General features: G+C 71.7%; 15 protein-coding genes. 3 read left to right on the top strand and 12 right to left on the bottom strand.

Annotation, left to right across the window (positions count from 1 at the left end):
• Window positions 1-90: 90 nt before the first annotated feature.
• The 3 genes from ACFXDE_RS21305 to ACFXDE_RS21295 form a co-directional block, all read right to left on the bottom strand.
• A complete protein-coding gene (locus tag ACFXDE_RS21305) occupies window positions 91-1,098 on the bottom strand; it encodes a TolB family protein (protein ID WP_380445243.1) in 1,008 nt (335 codons plus the stop codon).
• An 86-nt stretch (window positions 1,099-1,184) separates the two neighbouring features.
• Complete coding sequence (locus ACFXDE_RS21300; RefSeq protein WP_380445228.1) at window positions 1,185-2,495, bottom strand: MFS transporter; 1,311 nt, start codon at window positions 2,493-2,495, stop codon at window positions 1,185-1,187.
• A 5-nt stretch (window positions 2,496-2,500) separates the two neighbouring features.
• Window positions 2,501-3,406 (bottom strand): alkaline phosphatase family protein, encoded by a 906-nt coding sequence (locus ACFXDE_RS21295; RefSeq protein WP_380496400.1) that lies wholly within the window; start codon window positions 3,404-3,406, stop codon window positions 2,501-2,503.
• 285 nt (window positions 3,407-3,691) lie between these two features.
• Here ACFXDE_RS21295 and ACFXDE_RS21290 point away from each other — a divergent pair, with 285 nt between their 5' ends.
• Together ACFXDE_RS21290 and cobC are read left to right on the top strand one after the other, a co-directional pair.
• Window positions 3,692-4,918 carry a cobalamin biosynthesis protein gene (locus tag ACFXDE_RS21290; RefSeq protein WP_380496398.1) on the top strand — a complete coding sequence of 409 codons (1,227 nt, stop codon included), beginning with the start codon at window positions 3,692-3,694 and terminating at the stop codon, window positions 4,916-4,918.
• The gene (gene cobC, locus ACFXDE_RS21285) at window positions 4,915-5,967 is read left to right on the top strand and encodes an Rv2231c family pyridoxal phosphate-dependent protein CobC (protein WP_380496396.1); all 1,053 of its coding nucleotides are present in this window, start codon (window positions 4,915-4,917) and stop codon (window positions 5,965-5,967) included. Before ACFXDE_RS21290 ends, cobC begins: the two co-directional genes overlap by 4 nt.
• A gap of 12 nt (window positions 5,968-5,979) precedes the next feature.
• Here the strand turns inward: cobC and ACFXDE_RS21280 are convergent, their stop codons facing one another.
• Both ACFXDE_RS21280 and ACFXDE_RS21275 read right to left on the bottom strand, forming a co-directional pair.
• On the bottom strand, window positions 5,980-6,795 hold the full coding sequence (locus tag ACFXDE_RS21280) for an MOSC domain-containing protein (RefSeq protein ID WP_380496394.1): 816 nt from the start codon (window positions 6,793-6,795) through the stop codon (window positions 5,980-5,982).
• Window positions 6,792-7,178 carry a hypothetical protein gene (locus ACFXDE_RS21275; protein ID WP_380496392.1) on the bottom strand — a complete coding sequence of 129 codons (387 nt, stop codon included), beginning with the start codon at window positions 7,176-7,178 and terminating at the stop codon, window positions 6,792-6,794. Before ACFXDE_RS21275 ends, ACFXDE_RS21280 begins: the two co-directional genes overlap by 4 nt.
• Between ACFXDE_RS21275 and ACFXDE_RS21270 the strand changes: the two genes are divergently transcribed.
• Window positions 7,177-8,775 (top strand): recombinase family protein, encoded by a 1,599-nt coding sequence (locus ACFXDE_RS21270; RefSeq protein WP_380496390.1) that lies wholly within the window; start codon window positions 7,177-7,179, stop codon window positions 8,773-8,775. The two genes, ACFXDE_RS21275 and ACFXDE_RS21270, sit on opposite strands and share 2 nt — an antisense overlap.
• A 144-nt stretch (window positions 8,776-8,919) precedes the next feature.
• On the opposite strand, the gene ACFXDE_RS21265 is transcribed toward ACFXDE_RS21270, so the two are convergent.
• The 7 genes from ACFXDE_RS21265 to ACFXDE_RS21235 all read right to left on the bottom strand — a co-directional run bounded on the left by ACFXDE_RS21265 (window position 8,920) and on the right by ACFXDE_RS21235 (window position 14,204).
• Window positions 8,920-9,141: a hypothetical protein gene (locus tag ACFXDE_RS21265; protein WP_380496388.1), complete on the bottom strand. Its 222-nt coding sequence runs from the start codon at window positions 9,139-9,141 to the stop codon at window positions 8,920-8,922.
• A gap of 144 nt (window positions 9,142-9,285) precedes the next feature.
• Complete coding sequence (locus tag ACFXDE_RS21260) at window positions 9,286-9,882, bottom strand: hypothetical protein (RefSeq protein ID WP_380496386.1); 597 nt, start codon at window positions 9,880-9,882, stop codon at window positions 9,286-9,288.
• Between the two features lie 12 nt (window positions 9,883-9,894).
• Entirely contained in the window at window positions 9,895-10,071 is a 177-nt protein-coding gene (locus ACFXDE_RS21255; RefSeq protein WP_380496384.1) for a hypothetical protein, read from the bottom strand.
• 58 nt (window positions 10,072-10,129) lie between these two features.
• Window positions 10,130-11,185: a hypothetical protein gene (locus ACFXDE_RS21250; protein ID WP_380496382.1), complete on the bottom strand. Its 1,056-nt coding sequence runs from the start codon at window positions 11,183-11,185 to the stop codon at window positions 10,130-10,132.
• Between the two features lie 186 nt (window positions 11,186-11,371).
• Complete coding sequence (locus ACFXDE_RS21245; protein WP_380496380.1) at window positions 11,372-11,749, bottom strand: hypothetical protein; 378 nt, start codon at window positions 11,747-11,749, stop codon at window positions 11,372-11,374.
• 159 nt (window positions 11,750-11,908) lie between these two features.
• Window positions 11,909-12,355 carry an endonuclease domain-containing protein gene (locus ACFXDE_RS21240; RefSeq protein ID WP_380496378.1) on the bottom strand — a complete coding sequence of 149 codons (447 nt, stop codon included), beginning with the start codon at window positions 12,353-12,355 and terminating at the stop codon, window positions 11,909-11,911.
• On the bottom strand, window positions 12,345-14,204 hold the full coding sequence (locus tag ACFXDE_RS21235) for a DNA polymerase (protein WP_380496375.1): 1,860 nt from the start codon (window positions 14,202-14,204) through the stop codon (window positions 12,345-12,347). Before ACFXDE_RS21235 ends, ACFXDE_RS21240 begins: the two co-directional genes overlap by 11 nt.
• Window positions 14,205-14,210 lie beyond the last annotated feature (6 nt).

Below are 14,210 nucleotides of genomic sequence, written 5' to 3'. Positions count from 1 at the left end.
GTTGTCGCTCCCCCGTTCGATCGAGCCGTCACCGTGCTCGACGAGGGACCGCGGCCGAGAGTTCCTCGACGTGCTCCGCCGCCCCCTCGCTCACCCCACGTACGCGGGGGCGACCGCGGCCGTGGTGACCCGCCGGGCGGCGCCGGTGCCGTCGGCCGGGACGGTCCACAGGTCGGCGCCGTAGTCGCCGGGGAGGGCGTAGAGGAGGGTGCCGGTGTCGCTCCAGAGTGCCTGGTCGTCGATGTTGCGCTGCTCGGCGGTGGCGGTCTCGGTCATGGTGGCGAGGTCGAGGACGTAGAGCCGCCAGGGCGAATCGGCGGGCAGGCCGGGCACGCGCTTCTTGTAGGCGACGCGGGTGCCGTCCGGGGAGAGCGAGGGGCACTCGACGTCGTCGTGGAGCGTGGTGAGGGTGCGGGCGGCGAGGTCGCCGCGGACGAGGTGGGTGGTGCCGCCGGAGGCGAGGGTCGCGTAGAAGGTGTTGTCGTCGGCGAAGGTGACGCCCCAGATGTTGACGTCGTGCGCCCGGAACGGCTGCCCGTCCTTGATGACGTCGAAGGTCTCCAGGTTCTCGCGGAGGTTCCCGTCGCGGACGTCGACGATCGAGGTGCGGGTGGAGAAGTCGGTGCCGGCGTAGGAGTCGCCGCTGACGAAGACGGTCCAGGCGGCGAAGTGGCCGGAGGGCGAGACGCGGGCGCGCGTGGGGATGCCGGCGGCCGGGAAGGAGCGCGTCTCCTTGAGGTGGTCGTCGAGGACGACGGCGCGGTAGGTGTCCTCCAGGGCGCCGTGTTCGGCCTGGAGGCAGATGCCGGTGCCGCCGGCGGTGTGGAAGCGCAGGCACTTGACGCCGGAGGCGGTGCGGGGGCCGTCGGCGCGGTCGGCCGGGACGGTGGTGAGCTCGTCGCGGTGCGGGCCCCACGCCATGTTGCGGAACACCAGCCGCCGGCCGTCCGGGGCGGCCTTGAGGGACACCGTCCCGGACGAGACGGCCGGGCCGCCCGCCTGCGGCCGGTCGCGGCGGGCGGTGCGGTCGGAGGCGTGGAGGACGGCGCCGGTGCCGACGGATCCGAGCAGCAGGACGGCGACCAGCAGGATGAGCACCCTGGCCCGGTTCCCGAGGGTCCGGCCCTGGACGGGCCGGTCCGGAACGGGCTCGTCGAGGAGCGGCTGGTTCTGGAGGGGCTGGTTCACGAGGACACCTCACGGGCGGGTTCGCGGAGCACGACGGCCGCGCCGACGACGCACAGGGCGAGCGCGCCCGCCGACCACGCGAGCGCGGTGGAGCCGCCGGTCGCGCTCCACAGCGCGCCGAACAGCAGCGAGCAGGCGAACCGGGCGAGCGCCTGCCCGGTGCCGACGAGGGCGAGCCCGGCGCCGCGCTGCTCGGCGGGCACGGTGTCGGCCGCGGCTGCCGCGAGGACGCCGTCGGTGGCGGCGTAGAAGGAGCCGTGCAGGACGAGCACGCAGATCACCGCGGGCAGTCCGCGCAGCGGCGAGAGCAGCAGCCCGTACGCGAGGAGCAGCAGCCCGTGCCCCGCGAGGAACAGCGTGCGGCGGCCGATCCGGTCGGCGAGCAGGCCCATGGGCACGGCGAGCAGGAGGAAGGCGGCGGCGGTGCCGAGCGGCAGCAGCGGGAACAGGGTGATGGACAGGTCGAGGCGGCGCTGGACGAGCAGGTAGACGAACGAGTCGCTGACGGTGGTGAGTCCGAGCAGGACGGCGCACACGGTGAGCCGCCGGAGCCCGGGCAGCCGCAGCAGCCGCAGGCCGTCGCGCAGCGAGGGGGCGGCACGTGAGGGCTCGTCGCCGGTGAGCCGGTTCGGCACGAACAGCAGCAGGACCAGCACGCCGAACACCGCGACGCAGGCGCTGACGGTGAACACCGCGTCGTAGCCGTGCCGTTCGCCGCCGTCGGCGAGCAGCGGGCCGCCGGCCAGGCGGAGCACCAGGAACGCGGTGAGCGGCCCGAGCAGCGCGCCCGCCGTGTCCATCGCGCGGTGCACGCCGAACGCCCGGCCGCGGTGCGCGGGGTCGCTGGCGAGCGAGATCATCGCGTCGCGCGGGGCGGTGCGCAGGCCCTTGCCGGTGCGGTCGACGGCGATGACGGCGCCGATCAGGGGCACGGTGTGGGCGAACAGCAGCAGCGGCTTGCACAGCGCCGACAGGCCGTAGCCGACGGCCGCGACGGCCTTGTGCCGGGGCGCGCCGCCGGCGCCGCGCCGGTCGGCGAGGTGGCCGCCGGCGAGGCGGACGAGCGCGCTGAAGCCGTTCTGGATGCCGTCCAGCAGCCCGAAGCCGAGCGGCGAGAGGCCGAGCCCGGTCAGCAGGTAGAGCGGGAGGACGGCGCTGACCATCTCGGAGGAGATGTCGGTGACCAGGCTGACGGTGCCGAGGGCGATGACGGCCCCGGGCACGGCGCGCAGGGCGGCGCCCCGCCGCCCCGGCGTTTCGGCCGGGGCGGCGGGGGCCTTCGAGCTGCGGGATTCCGCGACGTACACGGGCGTCAGTTCCAGATGCCGGTGATGTCGTTCGCGCTCGCGGAGTTGCCGGCGTGCGCGCTGAGGCCCGCCAGGTCCTCCAGCGTGTGCAGCACGTCGTAGTGGTTGTAGCTGGTGGAGGTGCTGCTGCCGGGGGCGACGTGCGCGCCGTAGACCACGGTGGGGATGCGGTTGCCGGAGAGCTTGTTGTCCTCGTCGAAGGTCATGACGAGCAGGCTGTTGTGGCTCCTGGCCCAGTCCGCGTAGGCGGCGAGGTTGGTCTGGATCCAGGAGTCGCCGGTGCCGACCGAGCAGTCGTGCATGTCGTCGCAGAGGTCCGGGACGACGAACGACACCTTGGGCAGGGTGGTGAAGTCGGCCGGGAACGCGTCCATGCCGTACGCGCTGGAGGTCGGGACGTTGCCGAAGCCGAACCAGGGGTTGTGCTTCTGCGCGTAGTTGTCGACGCGGCAGTCGGTGGCGCCGACGCCGGGGATGCCCTCGTTGTAGCTGGCGAAGGTCTGGCCGGCGTCCAGCAGTTCGGAGGCCAGGTTGGGCGCCTGCATGGTGCCGACATCGACGCAGCTGTCGTCGGTGACGCCCTGGGAGCTGCCCGAGAACAGCATGTAGTAGTTGGGCTGGCTGGGGTGGGTGAGTGCGTAGGACTGGGTCAGCGTCGCGCCTCCGGCCACGAGGGTGTTGTTGACGTAGGGCGCGCTGGAGCTGCCGACCACCTGCGAGTAGGCGTGGTTCTCCATGACGACGACCACGATGTGGTCCGGCGTCGGCAGGGCGGCGGCGGTGTCGGCCGCGGCGTCGCCGGTCGCGGCCCACAGGCCGAGCGAACCGGCCGAGAGGCCGAGGGCCGCGGCGAGCGCGGTCAGGGTGCGGCGGCGAGGAGTGCCGGGGGTACGGAGTCGTGCGAAGGCCATGGGGGTCCTCCGGGCGTCGAATGTGCTTCGGGCTTGATGGGGGTTGAGCGCCGAAAACAGTAGGATCGCCGCGGTGTCGTGTACCGCACAAGACAAGTGAAGAACAGACGAACAGCTGCCGCCCGCGCGCGGGCCGCCCCACCGACGTCACAGCCGCCGGCGATTGACCCGTTCCGGCCGGGCGTGGTGGGATCACCTGGGCTTTTGGCCGTCGGGGCGGGTCCGGACGGGGCCGGCCCGAAGCCGGGTCAAACCCTGGTCAAGGAGCGAGCTGAGGAGCTGGACGTGATCGGGCTGGTCGCCGTCAACGGGTCGCTGCGGCCACTCGCCGCCGAACTGCACGCCGCCTGGCCGGACAGCAGCAAGGTCTACCGGGCCTCGGCCGGCAACTGCTTCGGCCCGCCCGAGGCGATCACGCTGGCGCTCGTCGAGTGCGAGTACGTGATCTGCTTCGCCCCCCTCCCGGGGGCCGCCCGCCTGTTCGACTACGCGGGCCACCTGAGCAGCAAGGACAAGGGCCTGCTCTGCGTGGACCCCCTGCGCCGATACGTGATCCCGCTGAGCAGCGACCCTGCCACCGCGGAGCTGGCCTGGGAGGTGGCGGCCGTGCTCGGCGTCCAGCCGGTGATCACGGACCGCCGGGACCCGCGCGAGACCGCGCTCGCCGAGCCGGCCCGGCAGGCGACCCCCGGGACCGGCGGCCCGACAGCGGCACCCGCGGAGGAACCCGTCCTGCGGATCCCCGACCCGCAGGACCCGGACGACCCCGACAGCGACCTCGCGGTCCTCCCCCGCACGCTCGTCCTCGGCATCGGCGCGGGCAGCGGCACCGAGGACACCGAGGCGATGCGGCTGCTCATGGACGTCCTGCGGGAGACCGGACTGTCCCGCCAGTCGATCGCCCGCATCGCCACCGTGGCCGGCAAGGGCGACCACCCGGCCGTGAACTGGGCCCGCTGGTGCCTCGGCCGGACGCCGGTGGACGAGCACCCGGCGGACGTGCTCGCGGCCGTCCCGGTGCCGAACCCCTCCGCCGCGGTCGGCGCCGCCGTCGGCACCGCGAGCGTCGCCGAGGCGGCGGCGCTGGCGAGCGCGCCGGGCGGCGAACTCGTCGTCGCCAAGCGGAAGTCGGCGCACGCGACGATCGCGATCGCGCGGACGGCGCTGCGCGGACGGCTGACGCTGGTCGGCCTCGGCCCCGGGCCGCACGACCTGCTCGTGCCGCGCGCCCTGGAGGCGCTGCGGAGCGTCTCGGCCGTGGTCGGCCCGCCGGACGCGGTCGCGGCGGCCGCCGGACTGCTGCGCCCGGCCACCCGGCGGATCGCGACGGACGACAGCGCCGGGGCCGCCGCCACCCTGGCCTCGCACGGCCACGACGTCGCCCTCGTGGCCCTCGGCGACGGCGCCGCGCTGAGCGTGCCGCCCGGCGCGTACGACGTCCTGCGCGTCCCCGGTCTGCCCCTCGACGTCCGGGACCAGCCCCGGGAACAGCACCAAGGAGACCCGGCGTGACCCGAGCCGAACCCGACCTCCGCCACCACGGCGACGCCGAGGTGCGCGCCGACGGGCTCGGCCTGGTCGACCTCGCCGTCAACGTCCGCACCGGTACGCCCCCGTCCTGGCTGCGCGAGCGCCTCGCCGCCACGCTCGGCGAACTGGCCGCCTATCCGGACCAGACGGCCGCGCGCGCGGCCGTCGCCGCGCGGCACGGACGGCCGGTGGACGAGGTGCTGCTCACCTCGGGCGCCGCCGAGGCATTCGTCCTGCTGGCACGCGTGCTGACGCCACGTCACATTGCCGTCGTGCACCCGCAGTTCACCGAGCCGGAGGCGGCACTGCGCGACGCCGGGCACGCCGTGCACCGGGCGCTCCTGTCGCCCTCGGACGGCTTCCGGCTCACCGCGGGCGCCGTCCCGGAGGAGGCCGACCTGGTCGTCCTCGGCAACCCGACCAACCCGACCTCCGTCCTGCACCCCGCCGACGCCGTGGCCGCGCTGGCCCGCCCCGGGCGCACCCTGGTGGTGGACGAGGCGTTCATGGACACCGTGCCCGGCGAGCGCGAATCCCTCGCCGCCGCCCGGGACCTGCCCGGCCGGGTGGTCGTGCTGCGCAGCCTCACCAAGACCTGGGGCCTGGCCGGGCTGCGGATCGGCTACGTGCTCGGGCCCGCGCCGCTGATCGCGGAGCTCGGCGCCGCGCAGCCGCTCTGGCCGGTCTCCACCCCGGCGCTGGCCGCGGCCGAGGCGTGCAGCACGCCGGCGGCACTGGCCGAGGCGGAGGAGGCCGCCGCCGAACTCGCCCTGTGGCGCGCGAACCTGCTGAAGGGCCTGGCCGGTTTCCCGTCCCTCCGGGTGCACGGGGAACCGGCCGCGTCGTTCGTCCTGGTCCGGCTGCCGGGCGCGGCCGCCGTGCGGGAGCGGCTGCGGGCGCGCGGCTTCGCCGTCCGCCGCGGGGACACCTTCCCGGGCCTCGGCGAGGAGTGGCTGCGGATCGCCGTCCGGGACGAGCCGACGACCGCGCGCTTCCTGGACGCGCTGGCGGCCGTGCTGGACGAGGCCTGACCGGGCCCGTCCTCAGCGCAGCGTGACGACGTCCCCCACCGCGATCGGCCCCGGCGCCAGCACCTGCGCGTACACGCCCGCGCAGGGCAGCTCCGGCATGCCCTCCAGCGGCACCAGGCGGTTCTCCGCGGCGAGCACCCGCAGGGCGTCCGCGCTGCGCGGCAGCGGTCCGTGCCGCAGCGTCGGCACGGCGCAGCGCGGGGTGGGCACCAGGACGCGCAGGCGCAGGCTCGGCCCGATGCCCAGTTCCCGCCCCACCCAGCCGTTCTCGACGTAGCCGGTGCCGCCGGTCCGGATCACGGCGTTCGGCCGGTAGCGCTCGGCCTGCGCACCCGCGGCGCCGAGCGTCGAGGTGGTCAGGAGGTGCAGCGGCGCGAAGTCGAAGAACGTCCCGTCCGGCGCGGCCCGGCCCAGCTCGTTGACGGTGAAGGCGACGTCCTCCCCGATCCCGCGGGCCAGCACCTCCTCCGGCACGGCCCGCTCGATCGTCGCCCCGGGCGGGCGCTCGGCGATCAGCTCCACCTTGCGGCCGAGCGCCTCCGACAGCGCTGCCTCGTCCACGCCCCGGCCGTCCGGGCCGGTGATCGCCACCGTGCCGTCCGCCGCCGTCCCGGCCTTGAACCCGAGCAGGCCGGCCCAGAGCCGCGGGTGCTTGGCGCTGGCGATCCGGCCCGTCCCGATGTCGCGCAGGGCGCGGACCCGGTCGCCCGCGAGGCCGCGCCCGGTGACGTCCGCGCGCGGCAACTCCTCCCCCAGCAGCGACTTCACCGGGTACCGGCGCAGGCGCTCGACCGTCCCGACGACCGTCCCTCCGGCGTCCCCGCTCACTGCCCGGCCTCCACCCGCTCGCCGTCCTCCGCCCACTCCCGGAGCGCCGCGAAGTGCAGCTCCCCGAGCCCCGCCCGGGGGTCGACCCAGAGCGGCAGGGCCGGACCCGGGTGGTGGGCGGCGATCCACTCGATGTCCTGCGGCCCGAGCTCGTCGTCCAGCCAGACGAAGGGCCGGCCGGCCGCCCAGGCGACGAGGTCCCGGGTCTTCCAGTGCAGGCCGTCAGGGTCCTCGCGGAAGACCTCCGTCCAGCGGATGTACGGGAGCTCGGGCAAGCCGATGCGGGGGCCTATGAAGGTGTTCGCCTCGTCCATCCAGAGCGACGGGTCGCCCTTGCACCTTCCGGGTGCGGGCCCGCGCTGCTGACTGGAGAGTGGAACCATGGCACGCAAGGTATCGGTTGCGGAGCCGACCCGGTACGTTGACCTGCTGCTTCGCAAGTCTCAGGTCGTGCGGGGCACGGCTACCCGGGACATCCTGTCGCTGAAGGCACAGGAGGTGAAGGGCCGGGCCTGGGCGAAAGACAACCGGTACGAGATCCGCCGGATCTGGCGGGAGAACCTTTCGGCCTACAAGAAGGGCGTGAAGCGTCCGGAGTTCGACGCGGCGGTGCACGCGCTGCTCGAAGGCGACTCGGACTGCCTGTGGGTGTACGACTCCTCGCGGTACAGCCGTCAGGGTGCGGGCGACGTACTCAAGATCCTCGACGTGCCCGGCAAGCGACTGGTCTTCGACCTGGACCGGCTGGACACCGAGATCCCTGCCGACCGCTCCCGCATCGTCGGCAAGGCGGAGGACGCCCGCGAGTACAGCCGTGTCCTGTCGGAGAAGGTCCGCGACACCAAGGCCCAGCAGCGAGAGGAAGGCAAGTGGCTGTCAGGGCCGCCCATCGGGTTGAAGGTCACGAAGAAGCGCAAGCTCAAGCACGGCAAGCTCTGGCCGATGATCGAGCGCATGCACAACGAGGCCGCTGAGGGCTCCTCGAACCGGAAGATCGCGCTGGGGCTGACCGCCGACGGCTACCGCTCGTCGCGGGGCGGCCCCGTCCGATCGAACACTGTCGGCAAGATCCTGCGGAACCCGGTCTACCTCGGATGGCAGATCTTCACGGTGAACGGCCACCACCACCTCTACCTGAACGCCAAGGGGAAGCCGGTGCGGGTGTTCGCCAAGGGAGTGGAGGGCATCCCGCAGGCGACCGTCGACAAGCACCGCAGGATCGCGGCCGGCTTCGAGCGGCGCACGAACCTCCCCACCGTGGAAGAGCAGCAGAAGACCCCCGAGCGGTCACCGGCCAGCGGGCTGATGTGGTGCGACGGAGGGGGCCGTAACCCGAAGAACGGGCACACGGCGACGATCCACGGCCAGTCGTTCCGGTGCGGGCGGCTCAACCTCGGACTGGACGACTGCCCCGACCCGGTGTCCGGCATGCGCCCCACAGTGGAACGGGTCCTTGCGGAGGAGTGGCGGAAGAAGCTGACCACCGCGGACCGGCTGGACCCCGTCATGCTGGCCGTCGCGGAAAACTGGGTGGTCCTCTCCCAGCCGGAGGAGAGCCAGAAGGAGTCCGAGGCCCGGGGGCAGATCAAGCTGGCGGAGGAAGCGGTGGCGCGCCTCGACCGCCTCAACGCGGGCGGAGCCTACACGGGCCGCGACGGCGAGCAGACGTTCATCGCGCTGCGCCGAGCGGCGGTGGAGGACGTGGAGAGCGCCCGCGCGGAGTGGGAGGCGGTAGCCCAGCCGATGGGCGACATCTCGGTGCTGACCGATCCCGAGCGCTGCCTGAAGCTGTGGGAGACGTCGGACGCCCACTTCCGGGGGCAACTCCTGCGGCTGGCGATCGAGCGGGTGTACCTGAAGAAAGCCCCCTACCAAGGGGCGCGGCTGAAGGCGGACCGGCTGGACATCGTATGGAAGAAGCCGCGCGGGTTGAAGCCACCGAAGGAGAAGGACGAGCAGCCCAGGGCGGGCGGGTCCTGAAACACAAAAATGGCCCCCGGTCAGCACTGTGTGAGCAGTGCCGGCCGGGGGCCTTGGTGTGGGTGGGGATTCCGTGGTGAACGGCTCTCCGCCCTGGCGCGGTCTCTGTAGGTATGTGCCGGGGGCCCTGGCTTAGATCAGTGCCTAGCTGTTCTCCGTGCCGGGGAGATCCTTGGGGTTGGTCGGCGTCGCGTCCAGCGGAATGCTGAGCGGCTTTCCGTCGGGAGTAAGTTCGTGGCGAAGGTTGTAGAGCCTGCTGTCCAACTTATCCCAGTGAGCGAGAATGTCGGTATTCAAAGGTGCAATGAAACCTTCCGGCATGTCGTCCGGTCGGCCCCCAGGGGTTTTGGAGGTATCTGAAGTCATTGGGAGTCCTTTCAATGATGCAAGATTCAATTATCGGAGCCTCTAATTCCGACTGTCGCACAGTCAGATACCTTCTGTCCAGGGTGTGATGGAGGCGAGGCTCACGGCGGAACCCGCTCAGTGAACCGGGGCATTGACGGGGGATCATTGCAGGCCGCCTTTAAGCAGGTAGTTCGCCATGGCGATGCGGGCAGCCACCCCGGCATCCGGGCCAAGGAGTTCGCTCGCTCGTAGGAACGCGCGCTCGCGCTGGGCGGTGATGTCACTCGCGGGGAGCAGCACGTCCGCGAATGTCGACTGCGGGGCGGACGGGGCGTCGGACTGCACGGCTAGCGGGGCGGCGAGCGCGTCGGTGAAGGCAGGATATTGAACGGCGCTCGGCGAAGTCGATCCACCGGCCACCATGTAGGGCTGCCCGGCCTGACGCGCCGCTTCGGCCTGTAGGGCGGCCTCCATCTCACCGAGGCGTCGCGCGGCCTCGGCCTCCTCCCGACGGACACGCTCAATCTCCTTGGCGAGGGTGCGGGACTGCGTGGCTCCCTGTACGAGAGTGTTGCCCAGTGACTCGGCGACTTCCGGGTTCAGGTAGATAGATGCCATGGCCTCGCCGGAGCGAATGAGCAGGCCGATGTCGCCTGCGGCGTCCACGTGAGTGCGGGCGAAGTCGGCGGGGCCGTCGTACTTGCAGGAGAACCTCTGTTCGTCCACGTACGCGGTCTGCTGCTCAGGGGCGGTCGTCATGATCTCTCCTTATCAGGTCAACAGGGCCAGGAAGGCGTGGACTTCGCGGGCGGAGTGCCCGCCGTCGTAGCGGACGGTTCGCTCCCCGTCGGTGATCTCCAGGCTGTAGCCGTCGCTGTCGCCGTGGTCCGCGAAGACGCGCAGGCGCGCGCCGCCGCGCAGCTCGTAGGTTCCGACTGGGGACTTCATCGCGTGTTCCTTCCGTGGGGGTTCGGAAGGGTTGAGCTGGGGCGGTTAACAGCGGTGCTCACGCGGCACCCCGGAGCTTTTTGCGGGCGCGCGACCAGGTGGCCTTGACGGTGCCGGGGGTCTTGCCGAGTGCCTCGGCTATCGCGGTGGCGTCGAGCCGGCCGTCTTTGGTGAGCATGGGGGGCTCGCCGTCGAACCCGAAGGCCGCGCGGGCGATGGCGGCCTCGGCCGGGGACATGGCGGCCAGCAGCTCGTTGGCCTTGACCTTGGCGGCGGCGGTGAAGCGGGCGCTGGTGTCGGCGTCGGCGGTGCGGTCGATGATCGCTCCGGTGGCGTGCTTGCCGCGCTTGGTGCCGGTGACGCGAACACCCTTGCAGCGCACGGCGTCGCGGCTGAGGGCGATCGGGTTGAGGGCCAGGGAGGGCTGGAGGTCGGTGCACCAGCCTGCGGTGGTCGCGCCGACCAGGATCTCCCGGCCGTCCTTGACGACCGTGTGGGGGCGGGCGGTGCGGGGGGTAGTGCCGAGCGGGGTGTACTCGACCAGGCGGTCCGGGTCCTGCGCGGTGGAGGCGTCGAGTGCGTTCTCCGGGACGCTGTCCAGAGGCAGGGGCCGGGTGAAGGCCGCGGCGGCGAGGTCGGCCTGTTCCGGGGAGAACCTGCGCTTGACGACTGGGTGGTTGACCAGCTCGTCCTTGGCCGCCTCGAAGTCCCCGCCACTGCGGGAGAGAGCGCCCATGAAGGCGCTCGCGGCATCGCGCGAGGTGACGGGCGCGATCTCGCGGGTGGCCGCCGCGAGGCCGTCCAGCTTGGCGCGCTGGTACGCGTAGCTGGTGAACTCGGCGCGGTTGTCGGCATCGACATCCCACGCGTGGATGGCCCGCCAGAAGCTCAGCCGCATCTCCTGGGCAATGTCCTGGGCGGCCTGGTGGCTGTCGCCTTCCATCTGCTGGGCGCGCTTGCGGGAGACGGACAGCGCGATGCCCTCAAGTCCGTTCAGGATCTCCTCCGTTGCGACCCGTCCCCGGTCAAGCTTGCCCACGCCGGTCAGGGCGGGCAGCGGCTTGGGGGTCTGGGCCAGAGAGATCAGGGAGGGCGTGATGCAGGGGGAAGACATGGAGGTTCCTTGGCATGTACAGAACAATGAATGGCGCGCACGGAATCGCGGATCGGCGGGTGCGTCAGGGCATGGCGAAGCCCCGGCCGGCCTGGGTGGCCGTGTCGGGGCATGGAAAAGGCCCCTGCCGGTTCGGGCTAGCCGAAGGGCAGGGGCCTGCTACGACCTGTCGTCAGGACAGGTCGGTCAAACTCCCGGTGCACTGCGGCAGATGGCCGCAGGACCCCACATCGCAAGGTGGCGCGTGAACAGCGCCATGCAGCGGGATAGGCGAAGGTGTAGGAGGCGGGCTACGCGGACACCGAGGCGGTCTTTCATCACGGATCGGTGCACGTGCAGGAGCGCTAACACCCGCAAGTCCAGGCGGATGGACTCCATTTCATCGAACTCGCGGGCAAACAGCTCCACATCGAGCGAGCTGCCATCGGTCACGCCCATGGCGCGGCGGATGTTCAGCGCCGCGTCAGGGCTCGTCAACCTGGCAAACTGCCGGCGCAGCCGGGCCTGGTATGCGAGAAGGCGACGAACGCCGCAATAGGCCGCCCAACCACGACGACGCATCACGACTCCCGTTCACCGACTGCGCACTCCTCTGTGCGCCAGGTGAGCAGAGCTTAGGTTGTGGAGATTGTGCACACAAACATCCTTTTCGCTACGTATTGTCACGATCAAGGCAATGACCTGGGGCTTCTTTGGTAAAGCTTAGGTAATGTGTCCTAGGTCTCACTTGCCATGGCCTCGCAGGTAGGCGGCTCCCCGATCGAGCCGGGAGGAGGAGTCTCCGAAGCCGCCCAGCGCGGCGTTCTCGCCCCGGCAGAGCAGTCTGCGCACGGCCTGACCGTGGGGTTTGTCGTGGTCGTGGTCCACGACCAGGCGCTCCCCAGCGACCGCCTTCTGTCCGCAGATCGCGCACCGCCACCGCTGCTGCCGGCCCATGCGCTCGTAGTCGGCCAGGGTGATGCCGTAGACCCGGCGTAGGCGGGCGTCCCGCCTTTTGCGGACGACAGCCGGGTCGCGGCTGGCCCGGTTGTTCGCGGCCTTCACGCAGGCCCGGCAGACGTTCGTCCGACCGTTGGGCGACCGCTTGCGCCTGCCGAACTGCCCGAGGGGCTTCTCGTCGTCGCACACCTCGCAGAACTGCGTGTGCGCGCTCTCCGGCTCACGCCGCATAGGCCCACTCCTTCGGCAGACCGTAGCCGTCGGCCCAACTCGGCCCGTACACCTCGGCGTCCGTGTCCAGCGGCACGCCGAGCAGGGTCATCTTCATAGCGTCGGCGCACGCTCGGGCGACCTCCGCGGCCTCCCTCTTCGGGGCAGTTCCCACGACCTCGTCGTGCACCCACATGGTCAGGTAGGGGGTCAGGCCCTGCTCGTCCATCGTGATGAGCGCCTGGCCCATGGTGTCGCGGGCGGTGGACTGGCAGGCGTAGGCGACGGACTTGTACAGCTTGTCGCGGTCCAGGTGGAGCCTGCGGCCCACGGCTGTGGTCATCGTGCAGCGCTCGGCGAGTGCCTGACGCTGCATCTTGCGTGCCCACCGCTTGATGCCGGGGAAGGCCCTGCCGTAGCGCTGGAGGGTGTCCCGCATGACGTCCACCGGCTGACCGGTCTGCTTGGCCAGCGTCGCCGCGCCGCCCTGGTAGGCGGTGCCGAGCCCGGCGATCTTCGCAAGGGTTCGCTGCGCCTTCGTGTAGTCGTCGCCGAACATCAGCCGCGCGGCGTAGCCGTGCAGGTCGTGGCCAGCGGCGATGGCCTGGGTCATCCGGGATTCCCCGGAAAGGGCGGCCAGCACGCGGAGTTCGACGGCCTGCTGGTCCACCGAGAAGTAGACGTTCCCCTGCTCGGCGACCACGCACCGTCGTACCTCCCAGCCGTGGGACGGCAGTTGGGCCATCGCGGGGTCGGAGTGGGAGGCGCGGCCGGTCTGGGCGCCCAGGGGGTTGATCTTCGGGTGGATGCGGTCGAAGTGGTCGCGGTTGTTCAGCATCGCCTCGGCGTAGCTGGTGGACCACTTGCTGGCTCTCTTCGCCCGCAGCACGGCGTCTGCGAGCACGTTGGGCTCGCGCATTCCGAGCCGCTGCCAGTCCGGGTCCAGGTCGGCCAGCGGTAGCAGTACCTCCTTGGCCACCGACAGCGCGCCGCTGTCGGTCTTCTCGGTCAGTACCTCGCCCATGCCGAGCAGCGCGCCGGCCACCTGGTCGGGGCTGTTCACCGAGGAGACCCCGAAGCGCTCTGCCACGGCGGAGAACCGCTCCTTGTCCCGGCCGAGTCTGCCGATCAGGCCCTCGGTGTACTCGGGGTCGATCAGCATGCCCTTGCGCTGCAACTTCGCGCAGACCAGGGCGAGTCGGTGTTCGTAGGGCAGCAGTGCGGAGCGCAGGCCCTCGGCCTTGTAGCGGTCCAGCAGCTTGGGCAGCAGCCGGGCGACGAGCAGGGCGTCGAGGCCGGCGTACAGCTCGTAGACGTGGTGCGAGAGGCTGATGCCCGCCCACCCGGTCGCCTTGGTCAGGCCGAGCCCGTTGAAAACCCGAGTCAGGTCGCCCTGGGTGTCGGGTGCGGTCGGATCGACGTACCAGGCCGAGAGCGGCTTGAGCGACAGGCCCACGCCGCCTTCGTAGTCGTGGCGGCTGTCGAGAAGATGGGCGGCCACCCGGGAGTCCTGGGCGCGCGGGTAGAGGTCTTCGAGCCGGATGCCGAACTCGGTGTCCACCTTCAGCGCGTCGAAGGCCAGGTTGTGGGCGACCAGGTTCGGCAGCGCGGCCAGGGCCTCGATCGCTGCCTCGCGGAAGGGGCTGCCGAGTTCGACGGGGATCACCCACGCGGTGTGGGTGTCGCCGAACTGGACGAGCCGTATTCGGTCGGTCCAGGCCAGGCCGGTGGTCTCGGTGTCGAAGCCGATCAGCGTGCCCGCGTTCGCGTGGGCGGTCCACCAGGTGCGGAACTCCCGCAGGTCGTCACCGTTCTCGGCGACCTTGATCTCGACTGGCTCTCCGGCCAGCCGGTACGGGTGTACCCGCATGTGCTC

Source organism: Kitasatospora sp. NPDC059408, from assembly GCF_042751525.1.
Taxonomy (GTDB): domain Bacteria; phylum Actinomycetota; class Actinomycetes; order Streptomycetales; family Streptomycetaceae; genus Kitasatospora.
This window is presented reverse-complemented; position numbering and strand designations above follow the sequence as displayed.

Bases quoted from the DNA above. Each gene is read 5' to 3' on its own strand.
- ACFXDE_RS21295 (WP_380496400.1), bottom strand. From the start codon at position 3,406: ATGGCCTTCGCACGACTCCGTACCCCCGGCACTCCTCGCCGCCGCACC.
- ACFXDE_RS21270 (WP_380496390.1), top strand. From the start codon at position 7,177: ATGGCACGCAAGGTATCGGTTGCGGAGCCGACCCGGTACGTTGACCTG.
- ACFXDE_RS21275 (WP_380496392.1), bottom strand. From the start codon at position 7,178: ATGGTTCCACTCTCCAGTCAGCAGCGCGGGCCCGCACCCGGAAGGTGC.
- ACFXDE_RS21265 (WP_380496388.1), bottom strand. From the start codon at position 9,141: ATGACTTCAGATACCTCCAAAACCCCTGGGGGCCGACCGGACGACATG.
- ACFXDE_RS21260 (WP_380496386.1), bottom strand. From the start codon at position 9,882: ATGACGACCGCCCCTGAGCAGCAGACCGCGTACGTGGACGAACAGAGG.
- ACFXDE_RS21255 (WP_380496384.1), bottom strand. From the start codon at position 10,071: ATGAAGTCCCCAGTCGGAACCTACGAGCTGCGCGGCGGCGCGCGCCTG.
- ACFXDE_RS21250 (WP_380496382.1), bottom strand. From the start codon at position 11,185: ATGTCTTCCCCCTGCATCACGCCCTCCCTGATCTCTCTGGCCCAGACC.
- ACFXDE_RS21240 (WP_380496378.1), bottom strand. From the start codon at position 12,355: ATGCGGCGTGAGCCGGAGAGCGCGCACACGCAGTTCTGCGAGGTGTGC.
- ACFXDE_RS21235 (WP_380496375.1), bottom strand. From the start codon at position 14,204: ATGCGGGTACACCCGTACCGGCTGGCCGGAGAGCCAGTCGAGATCAAG.